The organism is Sphingorhabdus sp. Alg231-15, from assembly GCF_900149705.1.
Lineage (GTDB): Bacteria > Pseudomonadota > Alphaproteobacteria > Sphingomonadales > Sphingomonadaceae > Parasphingorhabdus.
In genome coordinates, this window is sequence record NZ_LT703001.1 from 223,166 (window position 1) to 249,786 (window position 26,621).

The following is a 26,621-nucleotide window of genomic DNA, read 5'->3' on the forward strand; positions in this document are numbered from 1 at the left end:
TCTTCGCTGGACAGCAAAAATTTGTTTATCCACCGAAGGATATTGTGATGATGGTTATGTCGATTAACGGTCATCAAGCAGGCCGCTGAAGCCCGTTGTACGCGCCGAGAAATTATACAAATGATACGCAAAACGGAGGCGAAATTCTGTCGAACCGTTTTTTGTCGACGTTGAATCGAATTCTATCTGCTGCGCGAAGCCAGTGACGCGAGCAACAACCGGTTGTCATAGCGCCGGATTTCGCCGCGCTTCAGACCACGACAAAAATAGGGCACGGTATAACCTTCAATGGCTCTTGTAATGGCGTGGTCATCGGCATTACCATGACCCATTTCCTGAGCCAGATCCCAGGCGGCGGCAAAGCTTCCTGCACCTGCGCGGCTACGCAGCTTATAGGCGGAATCGCGGGTCATTCCAACGGCTCTGGCCGCGGCGGAGACAACACCGATACGAGACAGGTGATAGATAAACTTGCGCTGGCGATTAGGTGTCCAGCCACCGAAGCGCTTCACGGCAAAGGGAACAGGAGTGAAGACAAGCAGATCGTCCTCACCGGCGATAGGCGCGGTGCGCGCAGGAGAAATATCAGTCATGAAAACAATATGTCACAGACCCATAATTGTAGGAAAGAACAAAATGTGAACTTTTCTGAGGCAAGCACCAAATATTGCTCTCCTCGGGCAGTTTAACGGTATTTTTTAATATTTGGTTCGTCTGCGTCTCCAAGCGGTACAGGCTGAAATGGTCGATGGTTGCTCCCTGTCGTTTTTGGTAACCAGCCTCTTAATCGAACAGGAGGTTTGGAACATGACAAAGCAGATAGCGATGCGGATCAGCGCGGCGATATTGATAGTGGTCGGCTTTTCTGTTCTGGGCCTGATCGCTCTTGGTCTTGTTCGTGCCTTTGCTGCAAAACCGATAGCCGCGGAGCCTCTGCCGGCGGTTACGGTATTGGAAGAGAAAGTGGCCGTCGAGGCTGTGGCGATGGATGCCGAGCAGGAGGAGGCAGCAATGCTCCCCGAGACTGTTTCGAATTCTCCTTTTGTCGTCAAACGTATCCTGCAGATCGACGAGCCGTTCGTGCATGGTTATTACAAGTGGGATGATGAAGGGGTGCCGGATGGTGAGATCGTTATCACTGTCGATCTGAAAGCGGAATCGATATCAGTCTTCCGTGATGGCTATGAAATCGGGGCGGCAGTGATCAAATTTGGCGATGCATTGAAACCAACACCGACCGGTGTTTTCCCGATTACCCAAAAGAGCAAGGATCATATCTCCAACATCTATCATGTGCCGATGCCCTATATGTTGCGGCTGACCAATGACGGGATCGCGATTCATGCCGCAGAGGTGAAATGGGGCTATGGCACGCGTGGTTGTATCGGCGTGCCGGAAGAATTTGCGCGTCTATTGTTCGAGCAAGTCGAACTTGGCGACCGGGTGATCGTAACCAATGGCAAAAGGCTGGGACTTGGTGAACCGATTGTGGCGGGCTGACCGCAATCAGGCCTTTGCCATTGAAACGCTTTTGGTCATTCGCGCAGCCTGTTCCGCCAGATGGTCGGCGAGACGCAAGCTAAGTGCCATAATTCCGAGAGTTGGATTGGCCCATCCCGACGTGACGAAAACCGAACTGCCTGCAACGTAGAGGTTGCCGAGACCATGTACCCGGCAGGTCGCATCGACAACACCATCCCGGGGTGATGCGGACATGCGGGTGGTACCCATATGATGATAACCACCCTTGGCATGGGCGGATATTAGCGGATCGGTTGTCCATAGCGTCGCTGCATCATCCAGCCAGGGAGCGGGATCAAACCGGCCGATCTTCAGACGTTCGAGCTCCTCCGCAAAGGACTGCATCATGATCTTTACACTTCGTTTGTCGAGCGCACTGAAACGCCAGTCCAACTCAGCCAAAGGCATGCCAAGCGCATCAGTTTCCTTTGCCAATATGACCCGACTTTGTGGATTGGGTGCCTGCTCGGCCCGGATGATCGCGCTGAGTTCCCAGCCCATCGCCATGAGTGCCCGCGGTCGCAGCGATCCAGCCCATTCATTGATCCGGGTCGAGGCCTTTTTGACATTGAGCCAAAGCGATCGATTGGCTTTGGTCGGCGAGAGCGCATGTTTAAAGCCATTATATGCTTTTACTGGTGCGACCATATTTGCGTCTGCATGCTGACGGACGGCAAGGGTGAAGCCGCTGTTCAAAATAGCTTTCCGTTTCTGCATGGCCAATGATGGCCTGATCAAGGCTGCATGAAGATAGCCATTGCGGTCTCGCATGCGACCATGAAGGCTTTTGAGCAACTCTGTAAATCTGCCCTGTACCATCCGTCCACCGCGGGCATGAGGATGTTCCATGAAATAGCGGCCGACCTGATCATGACTATTGCCAATGCCGGATGCGAGGAGCAGCCGGGCATTGTCAATTCCGCCGGCCGCCAGTACATATTGCTTCGCGGTGATATACGCTGTCCGGCCAGAAATATCGCTAACAGTCAGCCCATTGACCTGACCGTCGCCATCGTTGGTGCTGATAGCGGTCACCGTAGCGTGCAGCAATATACGGACGGTATCACTTTTCACTAGATCATGGCATTTCCGCAGGGTAAAACGCTCGGTCTGCGGCGTGAATTGCCAGAAATCGGTGGTCAGGCCTTCTTGTGCAAATGCGGGTGGTTGACGGCCGAGTTGCGGCCATAGATCGTCCGAAGATTGGCGGGCAGGCAATCCGAGCAGCCACCGGGCACTGTCATAGTAAGGCCGCAGTTCTTCGAAAGAGATCGGCCAGCCACTATGCGGCACCCAGTCGCGGCGTTCCAGGTCCGACGGGTTGAGCTCAGCACAGCGGCCACCCCAGATGGCGGTCGTTCCACCAAAAAAGCGTAACCGCGAATCCGCTAACGGATAATAGTCATGGCCGGTTGACGGTCCATCCGCCAGCGCCTGAATATCAGGCTCAAAGTCGATCCCGCCGCTTTCCAGTAGCAAGACCCGCAGACCCGCCGCATCCAGACGACGCGCCAGCGTAATGCCGGCAGCACCTGATCCAACGATACAAATGTCCGCTTCGAAACGCGTCGAGGGGTCGGACGCCCTCAGGTCAACTATCACCAGCTTGCCTCACACAACCAGGACCCATGTGCCCCGACATGAGAAGCGACCCTACCAACTGAATTATATCATTTTCCCATAGGTTAGGCAAAGCGATAGGTGTGTTGGCCGAATTTGTTAAATGCGATGATTATGCAATGTCTACAGGCCTATAGCCGGGCGTTGTTGTTGCTAGTCCTGATCCAGCGGAGCGAATGAAATACTTCCGAGACCGTAGAGCTCCGAAATCAGCGTCTGAACCTTGTCAGACCGTGCCCATTTCTGTTCCATGTGCATCGCGCTTTGCGCGCACAAAGTTTCAGCAAATATCGCGCTTTCCCCGGTGCAATTAAATTGCTTTCCATCGACAAATAGATGGATTTGCGAAGGCTCCCGTATGAAAGAAAAACGGCTGGCCGGATTGCGATAAAGCTGAAGCCCGCGCGCCAAATATTTCTGCAATTGAAGCATCTGAAGGGGTTCATCGGGTTGCCAGTCGACGTCGGGATATTTCGGCGTGCTGCTATACTGTCCGAACCACATCGCAAACGCATCCCGATCGTTCAACTTCTCTGTGATCATCGCGTGTAGCTGGTCCAGAGCGTCCGCCGGAATCTCGCCCGGATTGTTCAGGACCTTCAGTTTCGGATCACAATAGCGATCATCATCCTGCATATCCGCGAGCAGATCATCGGCCCAATATCCGATTAGCTCGCTACGTGCCGGCGCCCGAAAACCGATGGAATAGGTCATGCAATCATCCCCTACAGCAACCCCGTTATGAGCAATACCGGGCGGTACATAAAGAATATCACCGGGTTCGCATATCCATTCGGCGGTGGCATCAAAATCGGCCAGCAGCCGCAAATCATTATGGAATAGCAATTCTGAATTTTCATCACAGTGGCCGCCGACTTGCCATCGCCGGCGTCCCGATCCCTGGATCAGAAATACGTCATATTGATCGAAATGCGGCCCGACACCGCCGCCATCGGCAGCGTAACTTACCATCACGTCATCGATACGCCAGTTTGGTATAAAACGAAACGGTTCGATCAGTGCGGCAATTTCCGGTACATAATGATCAACGGCCTGCACCAGCAGCGTCCAGCGCTTGTGATCAAGCTTGCTGAATCGCGATTCAGCAAAGGGTCCGTGCTCCAGTACCCAAGGCAGATCGGGATTATCCCCGGTTTGGGTTATCAGCCGTGACTCCACGCCCTGTTCGCACGCAAGGCCGGCCAGATCATCCGGTTCAAGCGGATCGCTCCAGCCGTCCCAAGAGTTTTTGATCAACAGAGGTTTCTGCTGCCAATAGTCCCGAAGGAAAGTGTCGATATCAAAATTCGTTAGGTTCATTGAGGCTCTGTACGAAATTTGGTGGTTCAGTCACAGATAATAAAAGCCGGATGTCAAAGTGTCGCTTCCATAGAGGGACTTACGACCCACTTGACATGATTGCATGATGTGTAGCGACAAATGCTCATTCTTTGTTGAAGGACGTTGCCGCTCATGGTGATCAATGCCAAAGATGTGCCATGGCGCAACTGATATTGTTCAACAAACCCCATAATGTGTTGTCACAATTCACGGACCGCGGAACCGAGACAACGCGCGAGACGTTGTCGGACTACATCGATATGCCGGGGGTCTACCCCGCAGGCCGACTAGACCGGGATAGCGAAGGGCTGATGCTTTTGACCGATGATGGCAAATTGCAGGCGCGGATTTCCGATCCCAAGTTCAAGATGCCGAAAACCTATCTGGTTCAGATTGAAGGTGAAGTGAGTGATGCAAGCCTCGGCCAATTGCGCCAAGGTGTTCGATTGAAGGACGGTTTGACCCGGCCCGCTGATGTCGAACAGATCCCTGCACCGTCGCTATGGCCACGTGATCCACCAGTACGGTTTCGCAAGACGGTGCCTGATTGCTGGTTGAAACTGACGATCAGGGAAGGGCGTAACCGGCAAGTCCGCAGGATGACGGCGGCCGTCGGTCATCCGACGCTGAGGCTGGTGCGGTGGCGTATTGGTGACTGGTCGCTGGACGAGCTGCAGCCCGGTGAATGGCGCAAAATCGACCTGTAGGTGCGCAACTTGGTGCGTTTCAGGTCACTTCCACAAAACTATCAAGCACGCGTTTCTGCCCGCTTTTTTCAAATTGGATTTCAAGCTTATTGCCTTCTTTTTCCATCACTTCGCCATAGCCGAACTTGGTATGAAAAACACGCATGCCGACGGTGATATCATCACGTCCTTTATTGCCCAATGAGACTGCGCTGCGCCGCGCTTCTTTGATGTTTTTGGGCGTGCTATCGAAACTGCCGGTATTGCGCGCTCGTTTCCACCCAGGTCCTCGTGTGGATCCGCGTGCGGAATCGGCAAAGGGATCTGCGCGCTCCGACCAGTTGGCGCGCCACAGGCTTTCGCCGCCCATCATGCTGGTTTCCTCTTCAATATGTTCCGGCGGCAGTTCACCGATGAAACGGGAAGGAATGGAACTGGTCCATTGTCCGTAAATCCGACGATTGGCGGCATGGAATATGGTGCATTTCTTTCTGGCCCGCGTGATCGCAACATAAGCGAGGCGACGTTCTTCCTCGAGACTGGCTATTCCGCCTTCATCAAGACTGCGCTGGGAGGGGAACACACCTTCCTCCCATCCGGCACAGAAGACATAATCATATTCCAGGCCCTTGGCACCATGCATGGTCATGATCGTGACCTTGGCCTCATCATCGGATGCGTCATTGTCCATGACGAGGCTGACATGTTCGAGGAAGTCGCCAAGCGTTTCATATTCTTCCATTGCCCGAGTCAGCTCGGTGAGGTTTTCCAGCCGGCCGGCAGCTTCTGGCGTTCGGTCTGCTTGCAACATCGTAGTATAGCCGCATTCATCAAGGACAATCTGTGCTAGCTCCGCATGGGGTACTTCATCCGCATTGGAGCGCCACCTTGCAAAACTGCGCATTAGCTCCTGAAGAGTGGTTCTGGCCCGTGCTGGCAACTCGTCGGTATCACAGATGCTCAAAGCGGCGGCGGCCAGCGGAATAGCTTGCGCCCGCGCGAGCCGGTGGATTTTTTCCACAGTTTTATCACCAAGCCCGCGTTTGGGTACATTGACGATACGTTCAAAGGCGAGATCGTCTGCGGGTTGCGCTATGACCCGCAGATAGGCGAGGGCGTCCCGAATCTCCGCACGCTCATAGAAGCGAAAGCCGCCGATAATCTTGTAGGGCATGCCGATGGAGATAAATCGGTCCTCAAACTCGCGTGTTTGGAATTGTGCGCGGACGAGAATCGCCATGTCGTTCAGCGAAACATCCTTATGCTGCAGGCTTTCCATTTCCTCGCCGGTACGTCTTGCTTCTTCCGGACCATCCCAGACACCGGTGACCTGCACCTTTTCGCCGTCTTCTTCCTCGGTCCAGAGTGTTTTTCCAAGGCGTCCGCTATTATTCGCAATTAAGGCAGATGCAGCGGCAAGAATATGCGGCGTGGAGCGATAATTCTGCTCCAGCTTGACAACTTTGGCATCAGGAAAATCCTTTTCAAAGCGCAGGATATTGGCGACCTCGGCGCCGCGCCAGCTATAAATGGACTGGTCATCATCGCCGACACAGCAGATATTCTTGCGCTCCTGCGCCAGCAACCTAAGCCAGAGATACTGGCTGCTATTCGTGTCCTGATATTCGTCGACAAGTATATATTTGAAACGTTCCTGGTAGAGCTTCAAAATCTCGCGATCGGTTTTGAGCAGGTTCAGGATATGAAGCAGCAGATCACCGAAATCGCAGGCATTTAGTGTCTTTAGCCGCGCCTGATAGGCCGCATAAAACTCCTGACCGCGGCCATTGGCATAGCGCTCGTTTTCATTGGCATCGAGATCAGTGGGATTCAGTCCGCGATTCTTCCATTGATCGATCAAACCAGCAAGAGAGCGAGCGGGCCAGCGTTTTTCGTCGAGTTCCTCGGCCTGTATCAACTGCTTCAGCAGCCGCAATTGGTCATCTGTGTCCAAAATCGTGAAATTGCTTTGCAAGCCGACCAGTTCAGCATGGCGGCGCAGCATTTTCGCACCAATGCTGTGGAACGTTCCGAGCCATGGCATGCCTTCGACGGCATCACCCACAATCGTGCCAATCCGCTCTTTCATCTCCCGCGCTGCCTTGTTGGTGAAGGTCACCGCCAGAATCTCGGACGGCCAAGCCTTGCGCGAATAGACCAGATGCGCCAATCGCCGGGTTAGAGCAGCGGTTTTGCCGGTACCAGCACCGGCCAGCACCAGCACAGGTCCCTCAGTAGTCAGCACAGCGTCACGCTGCGGTGCATTTAATCCCCGCACATAGGGTGGATCGCTTTCGGCGGGCATGTTTACAGCATTGGTCACAGGTGAACAGTTAGGGAACATCGTTGGCGGCGGCAAGGCCAATATCACTTTAGACATGACCCAAAGGTCAGGTTGTTTATCGTGCTGCGTCGCAGCATATACCGAACATATTGATAATCCTCCCCGGAATGGAACCGAAATGAGTAAAAGACTGATGTTTAGCGCAATAGTTGCAACAGCCTTGATGGCGACCACGACTTTTTATGCGCAGACGCAAAATGAACAGAATGAAACAGCATCCGCCTATGAGGCGGCCTTTAGCTGAAGTTAGGAAGTGGTAGGGCAATCAGGCGGGTCGCATAATATGGAGCCTTGCCTTACCGCTTTCGCGTTGGCTTTCCAACGTAAAGCCTTTTACACTAATCTCTTCCTTGCGAGAGGTTTCTATCGCAATCCAGCTTGATGGCGCGAACCAGCTTTGGCGACCAAGCTTATCCAGGGCGACCGCTCCTGCACCGGTATCATAAGGCGGATCCATCAGGATCAGGTCATAGGATTTGCGCGCTGGCCCGAGTGCCAGGACCGAACCGATCCGAACATCCGCCTTTGCACCGAGCGTATCAATATTTTTTTCTAAAGCCTTAAGCGCTTCACGGTCTTGCTCAACAAAAGTACAATGCGCAGCGCCGCGCGATAACGCTTCCAATCCTAACGCACCGGAACCGGAGAACAGATCCAGCACCTGCAAATCGGCAAAATCGCCCAACCGGCTTGTGAGCATGGAAAATAACCGTTCCCGTGTGCGGTCGGCGGTGGGGCGGGTAGTTTCACCCTTGGGGGCAACCAATTTTCGTCCACGCCATTCGCCTGCGATTATCCGCATTATTTCCCAAACCTCATTTCCCAAGCCTCATTTCAAAGTCTTCCGAAATATAACCAGATCATGGCGACGCACCGCTTCAATTTCGCCCTTGGCCAGATCGCCCAGCACAAATGGGCCATAACGGGTACGGATGAGACGTGACACTTTGAGGCCGAGATGTTCGAGAACACGGCGAACTTCACGATTTTTGCCTTCGGTAAGGGTCATTTCAATCCATTGGTTGCGCCCGGTGCGGCGCTCCAGATTGGCTTCAATCGGACCATAGCGCATGCCCTCGATTGTAATGCCGCGATACAGATCTTCGAGCTGGTTTTGCGTGATGTCCCCAAAAGTTCGTGCGCGATAGGTACGCTCAACCCCGGTTTTGGGCAGTTCCATCTCGCGCTTAAACTCGCCATCCGTAGTCATCAACAGCAAGCCTTCAGTGTTGAGATCGAGCCGACCGATTGGCATGATCCGTTCCATATCCTGAGGCAGAACATCATAGATGGTTTTCTTGCCCGAAGCATCACGTTCGGCGGTGATATATCCATTGGGCTTGTGAAAACGAAACAGCTTGGCGGGCGCGGGTTCAGCAACTGGTTTGCCGTCGACGGTGATTCCGGTGAGGTTCTTGAGCAGTAAGGAAGGGTGTTCGACGGTCACGCCGTTAAGGGCGATCCGTTCCTCGCCAATCATGCGTTCGATTTCACGGCGAGACGCGACGCCGGCGCGAGCCAGCAATTTGGCGATGCGCTGTCCTTCGCGCACTTGTGCTTCGGGCGGCTTGGCCTTGGCCGGTTGCTGCTTTGCACCGCGCGTTGGTTTGGCCTTATAAATTTTGCCTGATTCTTTATCGGTCATGATTTTGCGCATGGCGGAAAAAAAACTTTGTCGCAATCTGTAACCTGCGGTGTGGTACCAGCGAATGACAGAATAGTTACTTGTTAGGAAGGTTTTTCGATGCGTAAATTAATATTGCCGGCAATGATCGCAGCTACTGCATTTGCAGGCTTTATGGGTGCCCAAATCGCCCAGTCATCGAGTGAGGCCTCCGCACAAGCAACGACACCCGCAACGCCTGATGGCGCGAAAGCCTTTGGCGACGAGACGGTTTCCCCCAATCCGGTCGTCGTTGAATTGTTCACCAGCCAGGGATGTTCATCCTGCCCTCCTGCAGATATGCTAGCTTCCCGACTAGCGAAAGATGACTCCCTGCTGGTGATTTCGCGGCCTGTTACCTATTGGGACCGCCTCGGTTGGAAAGATACGCTGGCGCGGGAAGGCAATACCCGACTGCAACGCTCTTATGCGAGCAACGGCAAGACCGGATCGGGTGTGTATACACCGCAGGTTATCATCAATGGTGGCGGAGGAGCAGTGGGCTCGCGCGAGGGTGATATCCGATCTCTGGTCCGGTTGGCCAAAAACGATGCCGGCCCTATCATTGAAGCCAATCGCGATGAAAGCGGTGACGTGACAGTGACGATCAAGGGTCAGTCACGCTATATGGCAGGTGTTTCGCTATTGGCCTTGAGTTCATCGGAAACCGTGCAGATCGGTCGCGGCGAAAATGGCGGACGGAAGCTGCATTACACCAATGTCGTGAAAAACGAACGCAATCTCGGCAGCTGGGACGGTAGCTCGATGCGCGTCAAACTTTCGGATGAGGACCTGGATGTCCCTGGTGCCGATAAATATGCGATAATCGTCCAACGTCCCGGCGCAGGTACAATAGTTGGCGCCAAGCTGCTCGATATTTAGGCTATCTGCAAAAATCTGACTGGTATTCGAAACATTTGCCGTTAGTGTTTCCCTCAGTTCGAGGGAGAGTATGGCGTGAGTGAACAGTTAGCAGACATCGGATGGCGCAAGGTTTTACCTGACGGCGTCCGGCCCTATAGTGAAGCAGCGCCTTTATCGGCTTTCTTTTTGGGCATTTCGTCAGCGCTACCTCTGACAATGATCGCCGCAACCCTGACAACGCGATTGGCTCAGGCAGGGATCGAGAAATCCACGGTGACGGCCTTTGCGCTTACGTTTCTTGCCTATAATTTCAAATGGCTCTGGGCTCCGATTATCGACGTTGTGAAACTTCCGATTATCGGGCGAATGGGGCAGCGTCTATCTTGGCTTATCGTTACAGCAGCTATGGCAATGGCAGCGATTATCTATCTGGGATCTCTGGATCCCACGGCAGATATCATCGCGGTCGCAGTGGCCGCGACCATGGTGGGTGTTGCGGGGGCAACCTTTGACGTTGTGATCGACGCTTATCGCATCGAATTGCTCGAGCCCGAACAATTGGGCGTCGGGTCTGGCATGTCTCAATATGGTTGGCGCATTGGCGCGGCTTCAGCGGGCGCCGTAGCACTGGTGATTGCGGCGCGCAGCAATTGGTCGATCGCTTATTATGTCTGTTCGCTGTTCGCGCTGTTCGCCGTATTTGTCGGGCTGATCATGCGTGAGCCAGCTCGGCGCCAAGAACCACAGCCACTCAAAGGACCGATCCAGGCCGCGATTGCTTATGTCAGTCCACTGGTTGAGTTTTTCAAACGCTCTGGTGCGCCAGTGGTTTTGTTGTTCGTATTGGTCCACAAAATTGGCGATACGCTGGCCAATTTGACATTCCGCCTGTTGTTCGAAGACCTCGGTTTCTCCAATGACGAAATCGCTTTTTATGATGTCAGTCTTGGCTTTATTGCCTTTTTGATCGGAATATTTGTAGGCGGTATCGTCTATTCCCGATTGGGTATGAAGAAAGCTGTTATGCTTAGCCTTGTGCTCATGGCGGTCAGCAATCTCTCTTTCGCAGGGCTGGCGGCGAGCGGGCATAATAATTGGGCCATGGCCGCAGCCATTGGTTTTGAGAATTTCGCCAGCGGCATCGGCGGTGTCGCCGTCGTCGCTTATCTGTCCGCACTTTGCAATCTGAGCTTCACAGCTACCCAATTCGCCTTGCTTTCGGCCGCTGCCAGTATCTTGGGACGTTTCCTCACGGGAACGACAGCAGGGTCACTGATTGAATGGATGGGCTACGTGAATTTCTATCTGTTGACCACAATAGCCGCGTTCCCCGGGGTTATCATGTTCTGGCTGATGATCAGATCGGGATTGGTAGACCGGTCCTTGGGCACTGCGGGCACCGAACATGCGGTTGATGATGATGCAAAGAGCGTGACCTAGTCGGGCAGCTGCCGATTAACGTGCAACACGTCTCCCGCAAGATAGAGCGATCCGGCGATTAATACGGTTTCCGGTTGATCCGGATCGATCTGTCGAAGCGCTGCCTCAACATTATTCGCTTTTCGAACGTCCAATCCGGGCCGCGCAAAAGCATCAACATCATGATGCTCATGTCCTTCCACTGGAACGACTGTTATGCTGGCAAGATCGCCATCCAGCCAGTGGAGCAGCGATTCAGGATCTTTGTTAGCGAGCATACCGATGACCAGATGAATTTCACCGCGCCCTGAGCTTTGGAAATAGTCCGCAAGCGCCTCGCCAGCATTGGAATTGTGGCCACCGTCAAGCCAGATTTCTGCATTGGGCAAAAGCTGTGTCAGTGGACCGGGATCCAACTTTTGAAGACGTGCGGGCCATTGGGCCCACCTCATGGCTGCTTTCAAGGCCTCTTCCGAAACTGAAATGGCATTTTGATGACGCAGCATTGCAATGGCCAGTGCTGCATTGTCGGCTTGAAAACCTCCGCGCAGGGCAGGCAGGGGAAAGCTCAGCTGGCCCGTTTCATCACGGTAGTGGAGCTGTTTCTTGTAGACGGCGGAATTCCAGGTATCGCCGCGCGCGATCCATTGTGCGCCTTGAGCCCGTGCATGTTCATTTATGACATCCATAATCGCTTGATCATATTGCTGGGTAATCAGAGGCACACCGGTTTTGGCGATGCCCGCTTTCTCCCAGGCAATGCGCACCATTGGATCCTTTGGTGCACCGTCTTCTGGCGACAGTAAAAATGCTTCATGGTCTATGCCGAGAGCAGCCATGCCGGTTGCGGCTGGCTTGGGCACGATATTTGTCGCGTCTAGCCTGCCGCCTAAACCAACTTCCAATATGCATGCATCGGCTGGCGTTTCGGCAAAAGCGAGCAACGCCGCTGCGGTGGTCGCTTCAAAAAAGCTTGGATTAATGTCTTCGCTGGCGTCGAGGACGCGTGCCAGCAATGCTGCGAGATAGCCATCTTCAATCAGTGTTCCCGCTAGCCTGATCCGTTCATTGAACCGCACCAGATGGGGACTGGAATAGACATGTGCTTTCAGGCCTTCGGCCTCTATCGCCGCTCGCAAAAAGGCGCAGGTCGAGCCTTTGCCATTCGTCCCGGCGACATGAAAAACGGGCGGCAGTTTGAGATGCGGATTGCCAATCCGCTCCATGACGGCGCTGATCCGCTCCAGCCCCAGGACATCGCGTCCGGGAGAAAGCAGCGAGAGCCGGTCGAGTTGTTTCTGAACCGCCGGATGGTCGGATCGTGCGCCGTCTGCCATGAACGATGCGGCTGAGTTAAGCCGCTGTTTTCCAGGCCATGAGATAACCCATGATCTGGGCCAGCTGGCTGCGCAGTTCCTTGCGGTGCACAACCATGTCGACCATGCCATGCTCCAGCAAATATTCTGCAGTCTGAAAACCTTCAGGCAGTTTTTCGCGGATGGTGTTCTCAATCACCCGCTGTCCGGCAAAACCAATCAACGCACCAGGTTCTGATATCTGGACATCGCCCAGCATGGCATAGCTGGCAGTTACACCGCCGGTTGTCGGATCGGTCAGCACGACGATGAAAGGGAGCCCCGCCTCCCGGAGCATAGATATGGCTACGGTGGTTTTGGGCATTTGCATCAAGGACAAAATGCCTTCTTGCATCCGTGCACCGCCAGCGGCAGTAAAGATGATATAGGGACATTGATCTTCGAGGGCCCGGTTGGCGCCATCAACAAAGGCTTGCCCCACTGCCAGACCCATGGAGCCGCCCATGAAGGCAAAATCCTGAACACCGACCACGCAGGGAACATTTTCGATGGTTCCAGTGACCGTGATCAAGGCATCCTGTTCTTCAGTCTTGGTTCGTGCGGCCTTCAGCCGGTCGGTATATTTCTTTTGATCCTTAAATTTCAGCGGATCTTCCGGGACGGCCGTAAACGGGATAATTTTCCAGCTATTCTCGTCCATGATCTGAGTAAAGCGAGTGACCGGGCCGATCCGGCCATGGTGATCGCATTTCGGACAGATATGCATGTTATCCTCATATTCCTTGAGGAACACCATCGCTTCGCATTTCTTGCATTTGTGCCAAAGGTTATCCGGCGTTTCCTTTTTGGTGATCGAGGCGATCTTGTTACGGACATTGCTAAGCCAAGACATGCGTCAATTCCCCAGATTTTTTAGCGTGCGCTTCTGATAGCATCAGAAAGTGATTTTACATAGTCTTTGACATGCGGCGCAGCGCTGGAACCATGTTCGGCGATAATCTCGACAATTGCCGAGCCGACGACAACGCCATCAGCGACGCGGGCAATATCCGCGGCCTGTACCGGTGTGCGAACACCGAAGCCGACGGCGACAGGAAGGTCGGTTCCGGCCTTCAGGCGCGACACCGCTTCTTCGATGCTGGCTTGTGCCGCCTGTTGCAGGCCTGTGATACCTGCGACGGAGACATAATAGAGGAAACCAGAAGCATTGTTCAAAATCTCTGGCAAACGTTCGGCATCGGTCGTTGGTGTGGCAAGTCGGATAACGGCGACATCTTTGGAGCGCAAGGCATCGCCCAAGCTATCATCTTCCTCCACTGGAATATCGACACAGATCACACCATCGACACCGGCTTGCACGCAAGCATCAGCAAACCATTCAGCGCCGCGAATGGTCATCGGATTGGCATAGCCCATAAGGACGAGCGGCACAGATGGATGGCGTTCACGAAAGGCTGTCGCGATGTTCAATATATCTGCTGTCTTTGTACCCGCGCTGAGGCTTCGGATGTTCGCGGCTTGAATGGCAGGCCCGTCGGCCATCGGATCGGTGAACGGCATGCCGAGTTCGATGATATCTGCGCCGCCTTCAACGAGGGCATCGAGTATCGCGCCGGTGTCGGCAGCGCTTGGGTCGCCACCGGTAACGAAGGTGACTAGGGCTGCTCGGTCGTTGGGGAAGGATGAGGAAAGGCGGGTCATCTAACAACTTTCAAGGTTATCCACACAAGTAACGAAAAGCCGAGGATGAAAAGCACGATGCTTGCATGTCCCCAAATTGTTATTTCCTGTGGTATCGGTCCACAATCGCCAAAACAATAAATTGGTGCTCCAGGTTTTTCTGTCGCGCTTGCCAATTCCTCAGTTGCTTTCCACCAATTCAAACTGTTGTGGTACATTTCCCGAGCTATGATTCCCGCGATCAACAGAGGCATTGCGAGCAGCGCCCGCCAATCTATTTTCATATCTCAGTACCCAACGCCTCGGCCACGGTGAAAATATCCTTGTCGCCACGACCGCACAGGTTGGCGAGAATGATTTGGTCCTTGTCCATCTTCACCGCTTCACGCGCCACGGCCGCAATCGCATGGCTCGGCTCCAGCGCCGGGATAATCCCTTCGGTGCCGCACAGCAGTTGGAACGCCTCCAGCGCTTCTTTGTCGGTTACGCTGTCATAGCGCACGCGGCCTGATTCTTTTAGCCAGCTATGCTCCGGTCCAATGCCGGGATAGTCGAGACCAGCGCTGATCGAATGAGCTTCATCAATCTGGCCATCTTCGTCCTGCAACAAGTAGGTTTTATTGCCATGCAATATACCCGGCTTGCCGCCGGCGAGCGATGCGGCATGTTCTTTTTCCAGTCCATGGCCAGCCGCTTCAATGCCAAGCATGGCGACGTCGGGATCATCGAGAAACGGGTGAAACAGACCAATGGCGTTGGAACCGCCACCAATAGCTGCCACCAAAAGATCGGGCAGGCGACCGGTGCGCTCGAGCAGCTGTTCGCGTGCTTCGCGGCCGATTACGCTTTGAAAATCGCGGACTAGCTCCGGATAGGGATGGGGACCAGCGGCCGTTCCGATGATGTAGAATGTGTCTTCAACATTTGCGACCCAGTCCCGCAGCGCGTCGTTCATTGCGTCTTTCAGTGTCGCAGAACCGCTTTCCACTGGCACAACTTCCGCGCCGAGCAATTTCATCCGGAACAGGTTTGGTTTCTGCCGCTCGACATCGGTCGCGCCCATGTAGATTACACAGGGCAGGCCAAAGCGAGCGCATACGGTTGCGGTTGCCACGCCATGTTGGCCTGCACCGGTTTCAGCAATAATTCGGGTCTTACCCATCCGCTTGGCGAGCAGGATCTGGCCGATGCAATTGTTGATCTTGTGCGCGCCGGTATGATTGAGTTCGTCGCGCTTGAACCAAATTTGCGCGCCTTTCCCTTCTGGAGCTTCTTTTCGGATGTGATCAGTCAGGCGTTCCGCAAAATAGAGCGGGCTGGGACGGCCGACATAATGTTCCAAAAGATCATCAAATTCTTCGGCAAATGCCGGGTCGGCTTGCGCCGCGCGATAATGCTTCTCCAGATCGAGGATCAGTGGCATCAAAGTTTCGGCTACATAACGCCCGCCAAACTGGCCAAAATGGCCCCGTTCATCGGGTTGATTGCGGAAGCTGTTCGAGAGTTTATCGTGTTTCGTCATATGTGCGAACCGCTTGGCAAAAGGCAGCGATTCTGTCCACATCTTTGACGCCTAGTGCGGATTCTACACCCGAGGAAACATCAACGAGCGGCGGGTTAGTGGCCTCCATCGCGCGAACGACATTTTCTGGATCCAAACCGCCGGCGAGACCCCAAGGAACCTTATGATCATGGCCCTTCAGGACAGACCAATCAAAACTCGTCCCCGTCCCGCCGGGCAGGGCTTTGGCCGGGGCATCAAATAACAGCCGATCAGCGGCGTCTTCGAACCGGGCGCTTTTGGCTAAGGTTGCCTTGTCGCGCAGGCCCAATGCTTTCCAGACCTCGACATTGCTCTGATCACCCACCAACTTGATCCATTCTGCGGTTTCACTGCCATGGAACTGAATCACGTCGGGGCGGATCATATTGATTGCATGACCCGTCAGTTTGGGATCCGCGTTGACCAGCAACAATACTGTTTTCAGTGAATCTGGAGCGGCTTTGCGAAGCTCTGCTGCGCGTTCAAGCGAAACATGTCGCGGGCTTTTTTCGAAATGCACAAGGCCGAAATAATCGGCACCAGCATCCGCGGCGGCGTTGATAGTCGCGATATCGGACAAGCCGCATATTTTGATTTGGGTTTTCATCGGACGGTTTAAAGTGTCGCTTCTATCGACCGCGCAGCTGCATTGGGGTTTTCCGCAGCCGTTATCGGGCGTCCAATAACCAGAACGCTAGCACCATTATCGCGAGCGGCGCGCGGCGTTACTGTGCGTTTCTGATCGCCGGCTTTGCCATTGGCGGGACGCAGGCCAGGGACAACGAAATAGCCCTCTTTCCAGATTTTATGGGCCGCGCCCACTTCATTGCCGGAACAGACAATACCATCAAGACCAGCTTCGGCGGAGAGATCTGCCAAGCGCTCGACCTGATCATGAGGACTGCCGCTATAGCCAATTTTCCCCATGTCGTTCTGATCCAGAGAGGTTAGCAACGTCACGCCGACAACCTTGGTATTGATGCCCGCCGCTGCTTTGGCATCTTCCATCATGGCTCTCCCGCCCGACGCGTGAACCGTAACTATCGCCGGCTCGAGGACATTGATCGCCTGCATCGCTTTTGCGACCGTGTTCGGGATATCATGGAGCTTTAAGTCGAGGAAAATGGGCAGGCCGATTTTCTGTATTTCGTGAACTCCGTGATGGCCATTGGCGCAGAAAAATTCGAGGCCGAGTTTCAATCCGCCGACATGGCCGTTGATCGATTTCGCAAGCGCAACCGCATTGTCCAATATCGGTGTGTCCAGTGCAACAAATATGGGATTGCTCATGTGCTCGCAGCCTTGTCATCGCCGGTGATCGGTGAAACTGCAGGTGCAGGCTCGGAGATTTGCTCCTTGCCCAAGTCCAACGGTGCCGCGGCTGGTTTCGTCTGCGGTGTTGGAGCCGATGAGGGTTTGGGAGCAGTGCTTGTCGTCACCGTCGCCGTTGGTGCCGGTGCTGGGCGAGCAGCCGCCTCCAGCGTCTTGATCCGACGGTTGAGACGCCATCTGGATGCGCGGTGAATCAACCATAGAGGAACGAAGCCCAACAGAAATGCACCGATCACCAGAACCGGTAACTTCGTGTCGATCCTGATATCTTCCCAGATCAGTACAGACGTAGGAGACCAGTTATTAACGGCAAAAACCACCAATATGACCGCCAATATCACCCAGAAAAGCGTTTTTATGAACTGCATGCAATTCCCTTATTTGTGATTTTTTTCCATATTACGCGTAAATGCGACCAGTGACCAGAGCTCTTGCTATTTAGAGCTAGGCCAGAAGATTATTCGCCGAATACGCGGGTAAAAATCGTGTCGATATGCTTGAAATGATAGTCGAGGTTAAAACTCTCTTCTAACTCCTCATGTGACAGCTTTGCGGTAACATCAGAGTCGGCCTTGAGCAGGTCGAGCAATGCGATTTCACCATCGGATTCCCAAACCTTCATCGCATTGCGCTGGACGATGCGGTAGCTGTCCTCTCTGCTGATACCAGATTGCGTTAGCGCGAGCAGAACCCGTTGCGAGTGGACCAGACCTCCCATGCGGTCGAGATTTTTTTGCATGCGTTCCGGATAAATCAGAAGCTTTTCAACTACGCCGGTCAGTCGAGCCAAGGCAAAATCGAGAGTGATCGTGGCGTCCGGACCAATCATCCGTTCCACTGAACTGTGCGAGATATCGCGCTCGTGCCATAAAGCGACATTCTCCATCGCGGGCAAGGCATAGCTACGGACCATACGAGCAAGGCCCGTCAGGTTTTCGGTCAGGATCGGATTGCGTTTGTGCGGCATTGCACTTGAACCTTTTTGGCCGGGAGAAAAATACTCTTCGGCCTCAAGCACTTCGGTACGCTGCAAATGGCGAATTTCAACCGCCAGCCGCTCCACCGACGACGCGATGACCGCCAATGTCGCAAAATATTGGGCATGACGATCACGCGGAATGACCTGCGTCGAAACCGGTTCGATCTCGAGTCCCATTTTTTCGGCAACATGTGCTTCGACTTTCGGGTCGATATTAGCGAAAGTACCGACAGCCCCGGATATCGCGCAGGTCGCGATTTCTTTACGGGCCAGAACCAACCGCTCGCGATTGCGTTCAAACTCGGCATAGGCCTGCGCCAATTTCATCCCGAAGGTAACCGGTTCACCATGAATGCCGTGACTACGGCCAATAGTGGGAGTCAGTTTATGTTCGTAAGCGCGTGACTTGATCGCTGCGAGCAGCTTGTCCATGTCGTCGAGCAATATGTCGGTTGCCCGGGTCAACTGAACCGCAACACAGGTATCAAGCACATCGCTGGACGTCATGCCCTGATGCATGAAGCGTGCTTCTTCACCAACATTTTCCGCAACATTTGTCAGAAAGGCGATGACATCATGTTTTACTTCTCGCTCAATTTCATCAATCCGTGCGACGTCAAATTTACCTTTTGCCCAAATGGCTTCGGCGGCATCCTTGGGCACAACGCCAAGTTCAGCAAGCGCATCGGTCGCATGCGCCTCTATTTCGAACCAGATCTGGAACTTGGATTCGGGTTCCCAAATGGCAACCATTTCGGGGCGGGAATAGCGCGGGATCATTTTTTCTTTCCTTGAAACTGAAAAAGCTGGTTTAATCCGGTCATAGCATGATCAGAGATTTGCCGACCCGCTAGCAGCTACATTCTGAGTCGGCAACGTGGATCATTGGAGAGAATAATATGCGTCTGGCAGTATTAACCGGCGGCGGCGATGTTCCTGGCCTTAACCCATGTATCCGTTCGATTGCGATGGCCGCCTGGCAGCGCGGTTGGGATGTCATTGGACTGCGCCGCGGTTGGGAAGGAGTGCTCGAAACCGATCCGACCGATCCCTGGTCGCTGGAAAATTCTGCAATGGTGCTGGATAAAGACGCGGTCCGCGGCATTGACCGGCAGGGTGGAACGATATTGCACAGCTCTCGCTGTGACCCCCGAACCACGAGCGAAGGCGACCAAACCCAAAAGGTCCTAGATATATTGGATGCGCTGAAGGTCGACGCTCTGATTACGATGGGGGGCGACGGCACTTTGCGTTTTTCAGCTCATCTCGCGAGTCTTGGCCGCAATGTTATTTCTATACCCAAGACAATGGATAACGACGTATTCGGCACCGACTATTGTATTGGCTTTTCAACCGCCGTTACCCGGTCAGTGGCTGCGATAAACGCGCTCAGGACAACAGTTGCGAGTCACGAACGTATCGCTGTTATTGAGCTTTTCGGGCGTCGCTCCGGTGAAACCGCCTTGCTATCTGGTTTTTTATCCCAAGCCGATCGGACGGTGATTGCCGAAGTGCCGGCGGATATTGATGTGCTGTTGCCGCTATTGTTGAAAGACAAAGCCAGCAATCCTGAAAGTTACGCCATCTGCCTGGTGTCGGAAGGTGCCAAACTGGCTGGTAGCGATACGGATGATGGCGAGATGAGCAAGTCCAACACAAATCGCGTTGGCGTCAATATTGGCACGCAACTGGCGAGAGAAATCGAAACGCGATCTCCGGAGCGCACCATTGTGCAGGAACTCGCCTATCTGATGCGCGCGGGTGAACCGGATGCTATGGATCGGATGGTGGGTTTCGCTTTTGGCGCACTGGCTGTGCAACTGATCGAGGAAGGCCGCACGTCGAACATGGTTTGTCTGACAGATGGCAACTACGGTGTTGTGCCCATCGGAACACTGCTCGGTGGAACCAAGGGTGTTAACGTATCCGGTTTGTACGACGCACGCGAATATCGAGCTAATCTGGTGCAAATAGAAGGCATGCCGATGTTTCTATATTGAGCCGAAATTTGAGTATGTTAGGATGGCTGTAACTAATGAGCGGTTTCGGCGAATAGGGTGATGAGGGGATCAAGAAATGACCATCGATCAAGCCGTGTTGCAAGAAGAACGCCTGTCGCCTTTTTTGCGGGTTACGCTCAGAATATGGGTGAAGACGTATCGCTCCATCATCGGCTTGGTCAGCCCGGTTTTTGATCTGCTAGTCCGGCTGTTCGTCGCGCAGGCGATATTTCGTTCGGGCATTGTAAAGCTTTCTGATTGGGATACTGCCCTTAGCCTCGCGCGGTTTGAATATCCGGTTTCCTGGATGGCGCCCGAAACTGCTGCTGTAGTTGGTGTGACAATAGAAATTGTCGCGCCGATATTGCTGCTGGTGGGGCTGTTAACCCGAGAGGCAGCCCTGGCAATATTGATGCTGCTGGTGGTGAGCCAAGTTGAATATATTCCAACCGACCTCAATCTCTGGTTGATCGCAATATTGGGCTGGTTTGTTCTGCGCGGGGCTAAAGGTTTTTCTTTCGATAGGGCTGTGGCCGGTGGCTTGAGCGGCAGCGCTCTGCCATTTGCTGACCCTATCATGCGCTTTTTCGAATATTTGACCGATAAAGCCGCACTGGTCTGGCTTTTAATCATTCGCCTTTGGCTGGCGGTGACCTTAGTCGTAGTGGCTGGCATGACAAACGTGGTGGATGCAGAGCTACTCCTGCCTGTGAAAAGTTTCGCCGGTGTTGATCCGATAATAGCCATTGGTTTGGCAGTTTTGCTGGTCTTCGGCATGGTTGTTCCGATAACCGGCCTGGCGCTGATTGTCGTCCTCAGTACATTGGCGGTTATGGGACTGCATCCTGATTTGACACTTTATCCTATGCTGCTCTTTGGATTGATGATCATTTTTGGTGCCGGTTATCTTTCTGTCGACCGGATGATCTCCAACTGGCTGGAATATAATATCTTGTTCGATCGCAAATATGAGGATGTTCCAGAACATTGGCCTCACATTGTTGTCGTGGGGGCTGGATTCGGCGGATTGGCTTGCGTGGCCAAATTGAAGAACCTGCCAGTCCGCATCACGCTTATTGATCGACATAATTATCATCTGTTCCAGCCGTTGCTCTATCAAATCGCAACGGCGGCGCTGTCACCAGCTGATGTGGCGACACCGATCCGGGGATTGTTCCGGAATGATGGCAACGTGCGCGTACTTCTGGGTGAGGTCAGTAGCGTCGATAGCAAAGCAAAGTCATTGACCTACGGACAAAACAGTCTGGACTATGACCATCTGGTCCTCGCAACGGGCGCCTCGCATAGCTATTTCGGCAAGGATGAATGGGCACCTTTTGCGCCTGGTCTGAAGACCATCGAGGATGGTGTGTCGGTTCGTGCACATGTGCTGCGCGCTTTCGAACGAGCAGAATCTTCTAATGATCCAGAGCGTGTGAAACGACTTCTGACATTTGTTATTGTCGGGGCAGGGCCAACCGGTGTTGAACTGGCGGGTGCGATTGCCGAGTTAGCGCACCAGGGGTTGAAGGATGAGTTCAGTCGGATTGATCCCACACAGGCACAAATCATTCTGGTGCAATCCGGGGAACGAATATTGCCCGCTTTTCCCGAAGACCTGTCTGTACATGCGGCGGCCTCGCTCAAGAATCTAGGTGTGGATATCAGGCTCAAGTCGCGTGTTACTGATATTGCGGCCGAGCGCGTGAAAATTGGCGACGATATGGAAATCGCTACCGAGACGGTGCTTTGGGCCGCCGGAGTTATTGCGTCTCCCGCCGGTAAATGGCTGGATGCCGATACCGATCGGGCCGGACGGGTTGCTGTCGATGACCATCTAAGGGTCACGGGTCATGAGAATGTCTTTGCCATTGGCGATACCGCAGGCAGCAATGCTTGGGACGGTAATCCGGTTCCCGGACTGGCTCCCGCTGCCAAGCAAGCCGGTGTCTATGTCGCCAACTATATCCAGCAACAACTTCTGGACGACAAACAGATCGGGCCCTTCCAATATAAGCATCAAGGCAGCCTTGCCACTATCGGTCGGAAGAGTGCAGTCGCCGATTTCGGCTTTATGAAATTACACGGCGCTTTGGCCTGGTGGTTATGGGGGGCAGTGCATGTCGGCTTCCTCTCTGGCATGCGGAACCGGATAGCGGTGCTGGTCAATTGGATATGGTCCTATTTCACGCTGCAATTGGGTATCCGTTTGATCACCGGCAAGGATAGTGGTGCGTAGGTCATGATCTAGATCAGTCCTTTCGAGCGGAAGGACGTGTGTCCGTCTTTGCCGATGATGATATGGTCGTGCACAGCAATGCCAAGCTTTTCACCAGCTTCACGGATATCCTTGGTGGTGGTGATATCTTGACGGCTGGGGGTGCTATCCCCGCTAGCATGATTGTGGACCAGGATAATTGCTGTTGATCCGAGCTCCAGAGCGCGTTTGATTACTTCACGGGTGTAGATTGCCGCCTGATCAACAGTGCCTTCGCTCATCAGTTCATCCCGAATTAGTCGGTTTTTGCTGTTGAGATACAAAATCCGAACCCTTTCGTGGACAAGATGCGCCATATCCGCCCGGAGATAGTCGAGAAGCGCTTGCCAACTCGACAAGACTGGCTGTTCGCGCATTGGCTGGGAGATCATGCGGAGCGCAGCCGCTTGGACGACCTTTAAAGCGGCGACACTGTTCTCGTCCGTTCCTGGTACTTTATTGATCGACTCCCCATCAGCTGTCAGTACTGCCGACAGGCTGCCAAAGGTTTCGATAAGGTCTTTTGCCAACGGTTTCGTATCCCGTCGGCGGATGGTGAGAGCAAGTAGATACTCGACAAGCTCATGATCCAAGAGGGTGTCGCTGCCACTGTTTAGCAGGCGGTCTCGTAGCCTTGCAGTGTGGCCTCGTTCATCCTGGTCCTTCGTCTGATGTTTGTATTTTTTCGCATTGTTCCGAGCCGGCATGATTGAACCATAGTCCCTTTGCTTTGGAATGGGATGGGAAAGCGGGTAAACACAAAGAATTGGCCGAATGTGTCCAATTCGAATGAAATGGCGTAAAAACTATTCGCCCCGTGCACTTGTACATTGCAACTTAAGCTAGACTTCTGCATCTCAACGACCATGGAGGAAGAACTAGACCAAGGCCCAATAGGACGCCGATTTGGGCGACGACTATTTGTCTATCTGATCCTCTTCCTGTTGTTGATTGGTTTTATCGTGCTGTGGTTCAGCCGAATCTCCATTGCCGATAATTTTGTGCGCTCGCAGCTCGATGCCTTGGGAATAGAGGCCAGCTACGAGATTGAAGATATAGGTTTGCGAAAGCAGATTATTCGCAATCTCGTGATCGGTGATCCTAGGAAACCGGACCTGACAGCTGATCTGGTGGAAATTGGAAATAGTCTCGGTACGGGCGGTGCCGGGATAAATTGGGTCAGAGCAACGGGCGTTAAGGCCTTTGGTCGTTTGAATGGCGGCAAGCTTTCTTTCGGCGCACTCGACAAGTTTTCGGATCCAGAAGATGACAGCCCCTTAGCGTTGCCCGATATTGCGCTAACCGTAGAAAAGGCACAATTACGGATCGATAGCGACTTTGGCGCCATTGGATTGGCGTTAAACGGGGCGGGCAATCTGCATAACGGCTTTCAAGGCGAACTTGCGGCTTTGAGCAGAAATCTGGATCTGGGAGGCTGTTTGATTTCCGATCCCAGTTATTTCGGTGAGATTGCTATTAGTGATCGCAAAACCCGCTTGAATGGACCGCTGCGTTTGCCAATGGTGAAATGCCCAGATCTTGCCATGTCTTTTCAGGATATTGGAGTGCAGCTTTCAACCGAGCTGGGGCAGCACTTTAATAGCTGGTCCGGCGACGCCGGAATAAGTGGTGGACCGCTCCGATATGCGAGCTATGGCGCGGAGGAGGTCAAGTCTACCATCGCCTTTAATGGTGACCTGAAACGCAGCAGCGGTAACATTGATCTTACCTCCAGTGGTCTACTGTCTCCCTATGGCAATGCCAAATCCGGGCGGATTAGCGGACCGTTTCAGTTTGGATATGGAGATGATCCGATCACCGCGCGATTTGAAGGCCAGCCGGAGATCCGGTCTGTGCAAATTTCAAAGGTGGCATTGAGTCCAGTCGTTTCGTTGGCGGACTCAACCGATGGAACCCCGGTCGGGCCGATAGCCGACAAGTTTGCTGCAGCCGTTCGCAAGGCGGGCGGCGCCCTTAATCTGTTAAGTGACATCCGCTTCGATATGGGAGCATCTGGGACCAAGTTGACGGTTAATGACTTCAGTGCCCGATCCCAGTCCGGAGGAGGGATGGCTCTGGATGCCCCCATCTTGCTGACATTCGCAGGTGACGATGTGAAAATGCTTGCAGAAGGTGATCTTCTGTTGAACGGCGGCGATTTTCCGAACCTAAGAATTGATTTGAATGATGGCAGTCTCGCACGCGGTTTTTCTGGTAGTGTTGAGATGGCTGCTTATCAGGCAGGAACTTCGAAGCTCAATATTCCCAAGCTGAATTTCTCACCTTCTTCCGGAGGTGGTACCAGTATCGACGGACGCTTGATATTATCCGGGCCGTTGCCCGATGGGCAGGTCACGGGGCTGCAAGTGCCTATTGACGGAAGCTTTAACTCCGCTGGCAGCCTCACCTTGTTTCGCAAATGTGTGGATCTGCAGTTTGCGAGCCTCCGGATGGCCTCCTTTATCGCTGGTCCGACGCAGACACGAATATGTCCTGTTACACGTGGTGGAATTGTATCGAACAGTGGTCGCGGCTTGAACATTGCAGCTCAAGCACCGTCATTCAATTTAACAGGAACGGTTGACGGAACACCTTTGTCGCTGACCAGCGGAGTAGTTGGTTTGTCGTTGGCGAAAGGCATGACGGCAGAAGATATTTCGTTTCGCATGGGGACTGCGGACAGCATGACCAGATTTGATATGGCATTGCTGAGTGCCGCCTTTGGTCGTGACATAACGGGCAAGGTTTCGGGCGCTAACGGACAGATTGCAAGCGTCCCTCTGTTACTAGAGAATATTGAAGGCGACTGGAGCTTTGCTGACGGTGAATTGTTGGCCGATGCCAAGCTGAGTGTCCGGGACGAACAGCAAGTCGAGCGGTTCCGCCCTCTGATCAGCGATGACGTCAAACTGAAATTCGTGGAGGGCAAAATTGTCGCGGATGGTATGCTGCGCGAGCCCAAAACGCAGCGGCAGGTCGCGATGGTGAACCTGCTGCACACGCTCAACAATAGCACCGGTCACGCGCTTTTGAATATTGAATCACTGACATTTGATGACACATTACAGCCAGAATTACTGACTCCGCTGACACTTGGCATTATCGCCAATGTCGCGGGCACGATTACTGGCTCTGGCCAGATCAATTGGGACAATAAGAGCGACGGTATTCGCAGTACTGGATCGTTCCGGACTGATTCCGTCAATCTGGCTGCAGCTTTTGGCCCTGTGACAGGGCTTTCAGGCGAAATCAGTTTCTCGGATTTGTTGGGGCTTGAAACCGAAGAAGGGCAATTGCTTCGCATGGCGGAGGTTAATCCGGGTGTGGCTGCGTTTAACGGACAGCTTTTCTATCGCTTGTTGCCCGACTATAAAATGCAGATTGAGGGAGGCCAGTGGCCTTTCGCAGGAGGAATGCTCTATCTGGAGCCAACCACATTCGATCTGGGTGAGGAAGCGGAGCGGCGGCTGGAGTTTACTGTGGTCGGCGTCGATGCTGCTCAGTTTCTGACGCAGTTTGATTTTGAGAATATAACGGCTTCCGGCGTTTTTGACGGCAGATTGCCAATGGTCTTTGATCAGGATGGTGGACGTATTGCTGGCGGTTATCTGACGGCACGCAAAGGTGGTGGCTCGCTCTCTTACATTGGCGAATTGACCTATGAAGATATGGGAACCTTCGCCAATTTCGCCTTTAATGCGCTGAAATCACTAAAATATGAACAGCTTACTATAGGTATGGATGGTGCCATTGACGGCGAAATCATCACCGAAGTGAAATTTGCAGGGTTGCAACAAGGTGATAGTGCGAGCAAAAATTTCATCACAAAGCAGATCGCCAAGGTTCCGCTCGAATTCAACGTTCGCATCCAGGCACCGTTCATGCAGCTTATGAGTAGTGCGAAAGCCTTTTACGAGCCGGAAATATTGGTCGGCCAGAATTTACCGGCCCTGTTAAGAGCCCAGGAAGAGCGGGCTTCAGAGGCCGCAAAAGCACTAGAAGACAATCCTGAATCAACTGTTCAGCCACGGGAAAGCGATAATGAGCCATAAGATA

Annotated in this window: 24 protein-coding genes; 8 read left to right on the forward strand and 16 right to left on the reverse strand. The window is 53.4% G+C overall.

Going from position 1 to position 26,621, the window contains the following annotated elements; translation table 11 throughout:
• Positions 1-182: 182 nt before the first annotated feature.
• Positions 183-593: a hypothetical protein gene (locus DG177_RS01070; RefSeq protein WP_108809799.1), complete on the reverse strand. Its 411-nt coding sequence runs from the start codon at positions 591-593 to the stop codon at positions 183-185.
• Between the two features lie 214 nt (positions 594-807).
• Between DG177_RS01070 and DG177_RS01075 the strand changes: the two genes are divergently transcribed.
• Complete coding sequence (locus DG177_RS01075) at positions 808-1,500, forward strand: L,D-transpeptidase family protein (protein WP_337658407.1); 693 nt, start codon at positions 808-810, stop codon at positions 1,498-1,500.
• 6 nt (positions 1,501-1,506) lie between these two features.
• On the opposite strand, the gene DG177_RS01080 is transcribed toward DG177_RS01075, so the two are convergent.
• Positions 1,507-3,123: a GMC family oxidoreductase gene (locus DG177_RS01080; RefSeq protein ID WP_337658408.1), complete on the reverse strand. Its 1,617-nt coding sequence runs from the start codon at positions 3,121-3,123 to the stop codon at positions 1,507-1,509.
• A 171-nt stretch (positions 3,124-3,294) separates the two neighbouring features.
• Positions 3,295-4,461, reverse strand: a complete 1,167-nt coding sequence (locus DG177_RS01085; protein ID WP_108809800.1) for a JmjC domain-containing protein — start codon at positions 4,459-4,461, stop codon at positions 3,295-3,297.
• A gap of 179 nt (positions 4,462-4,640) precedes the next feature.
• On the opposite strand from DG177_RS01085, the gene DG177_RS01090 reads away from it, so the two are divergent.
• Positions 4,641-5,189 carry a pseudouridine synthase gene (locus DG177_RS01090; protein ID WP_108809801.1) on the forward strand — a complete coding sequence of 183 codons (549 nt, stop codon included), beginning with the start codon at positions 4,641-4,643 and terminating at the stop codon, positions 5,187-5,189.
• 19 nt (positions 5,190-5,208) lie between these two features.
• Here the strand turns inward: DG177_RS01090 and DG177_RS01095 are convergent, their stop codons facing one another.
• Complete coding sequence (locus DG177_RS01095; protein ID WP_443216428.1) at positions 5,209-7,473, reverse strand: ATP-dependent helicase; 2,265 nt, start codon at positions 7,471-7,473, stop codon at positions 5,209-5,211.
• A 157-nt stretch (positions 7,474-7,630) separates the two neighbouring features.
• Between DG177_RS01095 and DG177_RS17625 the strand changes: the two genes are divergently transcribed.
• Positions 7,631-7,756, forward strand: coding sequence for a hypothetical protein (locus DG177_RS17625; RefSeq protein ID WP_337658409.1), 126 nt, complete (start codon positions 7,631-7,633; stop codon positions 7,754-7,756).
• A 21-nt stretch (positions 7,757-7,777) separates the two neighbouring features.
• On the opposite strand, the gene rsmD is transcribed toward DG177_RS17625, so the two are convergent.
• Complete coding sequence (rsmD, locus tag DG177_RS01100; RefSeq protein ID WP_108809802.1) at positions 7,778-8,314, reverse strand: 16S rRNA (guanine(966)-N(2))-methyltransferase RsmD; 537 nt, start codon at positions 8,312-8,314, stop codon at positions 7,778-7,780.
• A gap of 27 nt (positions 8,315-8,341) precedes the next feature.
• Positions 8,342-9,157 carry a pseudouridine synthase gene (locus DG177_RS01105; RefSeq protein WP_337658410.1) on the reverse strand — a complete coding sequence of 272 codons (816 nt, stop codon included), beginning with the start codon at positions 9,155-9,157 and terminating at the stop codon, positions 8,342-8,344.
• Between the two features lie 99 nt (positions 9,158-9,256).
• On the opposite strand from DG177_RS01105, the gene DG177_RS01110 reads away from it, so the two are divergent.
• Together DG177_RS01110 and DG177_RS01115 are read left to right on the forward strand one after the other, a co-directional pair.
• Positions 9,257-10,057, forward strand: a complete 801-nt coding sequence (locus DG177_RS01110; protein ID WP_108809804.1) for a DUF1223 domain-containing protein — start codon at positions 9,257-9,259, stop codon at positions 10,055-10,057.
• A 75-nt stretch (positions 10,058-10,132) separates the two neighbouring features.
• Positions 10,133-11,479, forward strand: coding sequence for an AmpG family muropeptide MFS transporter (locus DG177_RS01115; RefSeq protein WP_108809805.1), 1,347 nt, complete (start codon positions 10,133-10,135; stop codon positions 11,477-11,479).
• On the opposite strand, the gene DG177_RS01120 is transcribed toward DG177_RS01115, so the two are convergent.
• The 9 genes from DG177_RS01120 to purB form a co-directional block, all read right to left on the reverse strand.
• On the reverse strand, positions 11,476-12,795 hold the full coding sequence (locus DG177_RS01120) for a bifunctional folylpolyglutamate synthase/dihydrofolate synthase (RefSeq protein ID WP_108809806.1): 1,320 nt from the start codon (positions 12,793-12,795) through the stop codon (positions 11,476-11,478). The two genes, DG177_RS01115 and DG177_RS01120, sit on opposite strands and share 4 nt — an antisense overlap.
• 16 nt (positions 12,796-12,811) lie before the next feature.
• A complete protein-coding gene (accD, locus tag DG177_RS01125) occupies positions 12,812-13,666 on the reverse strand; it encodes an acetyl-CoA carboxylase, carboxyltransferase subunit beta (protein WP_108809807.1) in 855 nt (284 codons plus the stop codon).
• A 20-nt stretch (positions 13,667-13,686) separates the two neighbouring features.
• Positions 13,687-14,475 carry a tryptophan synthase subunit alpha gene (trpA, locus tag DG177_RS01130; RefSeq protein ID WP_108809808.1) on the reverse strand — a complete coding sequence of 263 codons (789 nt, stop codon included), beginning with the start codon at positions 14,473-14,475 and terminating at the stop codon, positions 13,687-13,689.
• Positions 14,472-14,738, reverse strand: a complete 267-nt coding sequence (locus DG177_RS01135) for a hypothetical protein (RefSeq protein WP_108809809.1) — start codon at positions 14,736-14,738, stop codon at positions 14,472-14,474. The genes trpA and DG177_RS01135 overlap by 4 nt, the downstream gene beginning before the upstream one ends.
• The gene (trpB, locus tag DG177_RS01140; RefSeq protein WP_108809810.1) at positions 14,735-15,976 is read right to left on the reverse strand and encodes a tryptophan synthase subunit beta; all 1,242 of its coding nucleotides are present in this window, start codon (positions 15,974-15,976) and stop codon (positions 14,735-14,737) included. The genes DG177_RS01135 and trpB overlap by 4 nt, the downstream gene beginning before the upstream one ends.
• On the reverse strand, positions 15,960-16,604 hold the full coding sequence (locus DG177_RS01145) for a phosphoribosylanthranilate isomerase (protein ID WP_108809811.1): 645 nt from the start codon (positions 16,602-16,604) through the stop codon (positions 15,960-15,962). The genes trpB and DG177_RS01145 overlap by 17 nt, the downstream gene beginning before the upstream one ends.
• A gap of 8 nt (positions 16,605-16,612) precedes the next feature.
• Positions 16,613-17,287, reverse strand: a complete 675-nt coding sequence (gene pyrF / locus DG177_RS01150; RefSeq protein ID WP_108809812.1) for an orotidine-5'-phosphate decarboxylase — start codon at positions 17,285-17,287, stop codon at positions 16,613-16,615.
• A complete protein-coding gene (locus DG177_RS01155; protein ID WP_337658411.1) occupies positions 17,284-17,697 on the reverse strand; it encodes a hypothetical protein in 414 nt (137 codons plus the stop codon). The genes pyrF and DG177_RS01155 overlap by 4 nt, the downstream gene beginning before the upstream one ends.
• A gap of 89 nt (positions 17,698-17,786) precedes the next feature.
• Complete coding sequence (gene purB, locus DG177_RS01160) at positions 17,787-19,088, reverse strand: adenylosuccinate lyase (protein ID WP_108809813.1); 1,302 nt, start codon at positions 19,086-19,088, stop codon at positions 17,787-17,789.
• 119 nt (positions 19,089-19,207) lie between these two features.
• Between purB and DG177_RS01165 the strand changes: the two genes are divergently transcribed.
• Together DG177_RS01165 and DG177_RS01170 are read left to right on the forward strand one after the other, a co-directional pair.
• Positions 19,208-20,308, forward strand: a complete 1,101-nt coding sequence (locus DG177_RS01165; RefSeq protein ID WP_108809814.1) for an ATP-dependent 6-phosphofructokinase — start codon at positions 19,208-19,210, stop codon at positions 20,306-20,308.
• Positions 20,309-20,384: 76 nt separating this feature from the next.
• On the forward strand, positions 20,385-22,547 hold the full coding sequence (locus tag DG177_RS01170) for an FAD-dependent oxidoreductase (protein WP_108809815.1): 2,163 nt from the start codon (positions 20,385-20,387) through the stop codon (positions 22,545-22,547).
• 8 nt (positions 22,548-22,555) lie between these two features.
• Here DG177_RS01170 and radC read toward each other — a convergent pair whose 3' ends face one another.
• On the reverse strand, positions 22,556-23,272 hold the full coding sequence (radC, locus tag DG177_RS01175; protein ID WP_108809816.1) for a RadC family protein: 717 nt from the start codon (positions 23,270-23,272) through the stop codon (positions 22,556-22,558).
• A gap of 159 nt (positions 23,273-23,431) precedes the next feature.
• Here radC and DG177_RS01180 point away from each other — a divergent pair, with 159 nt between their 5' ends.
• Positions 23,432-26,617 carry an intermembrane phospholipid transport protein YdbH family protein gene (locus DG177_RS01180; RefSeq protein WP_108809817.1) on the forward strand — a complete coding sequence of 1,062 codons (3,186 nt, stop codon included), beginning with the start codon at positions 23,432-23,434 and terminating at the stop codon, positions 26,615-26,617.
• Positions 26,618-26,621: the final 4 nt, after the last annotated feature.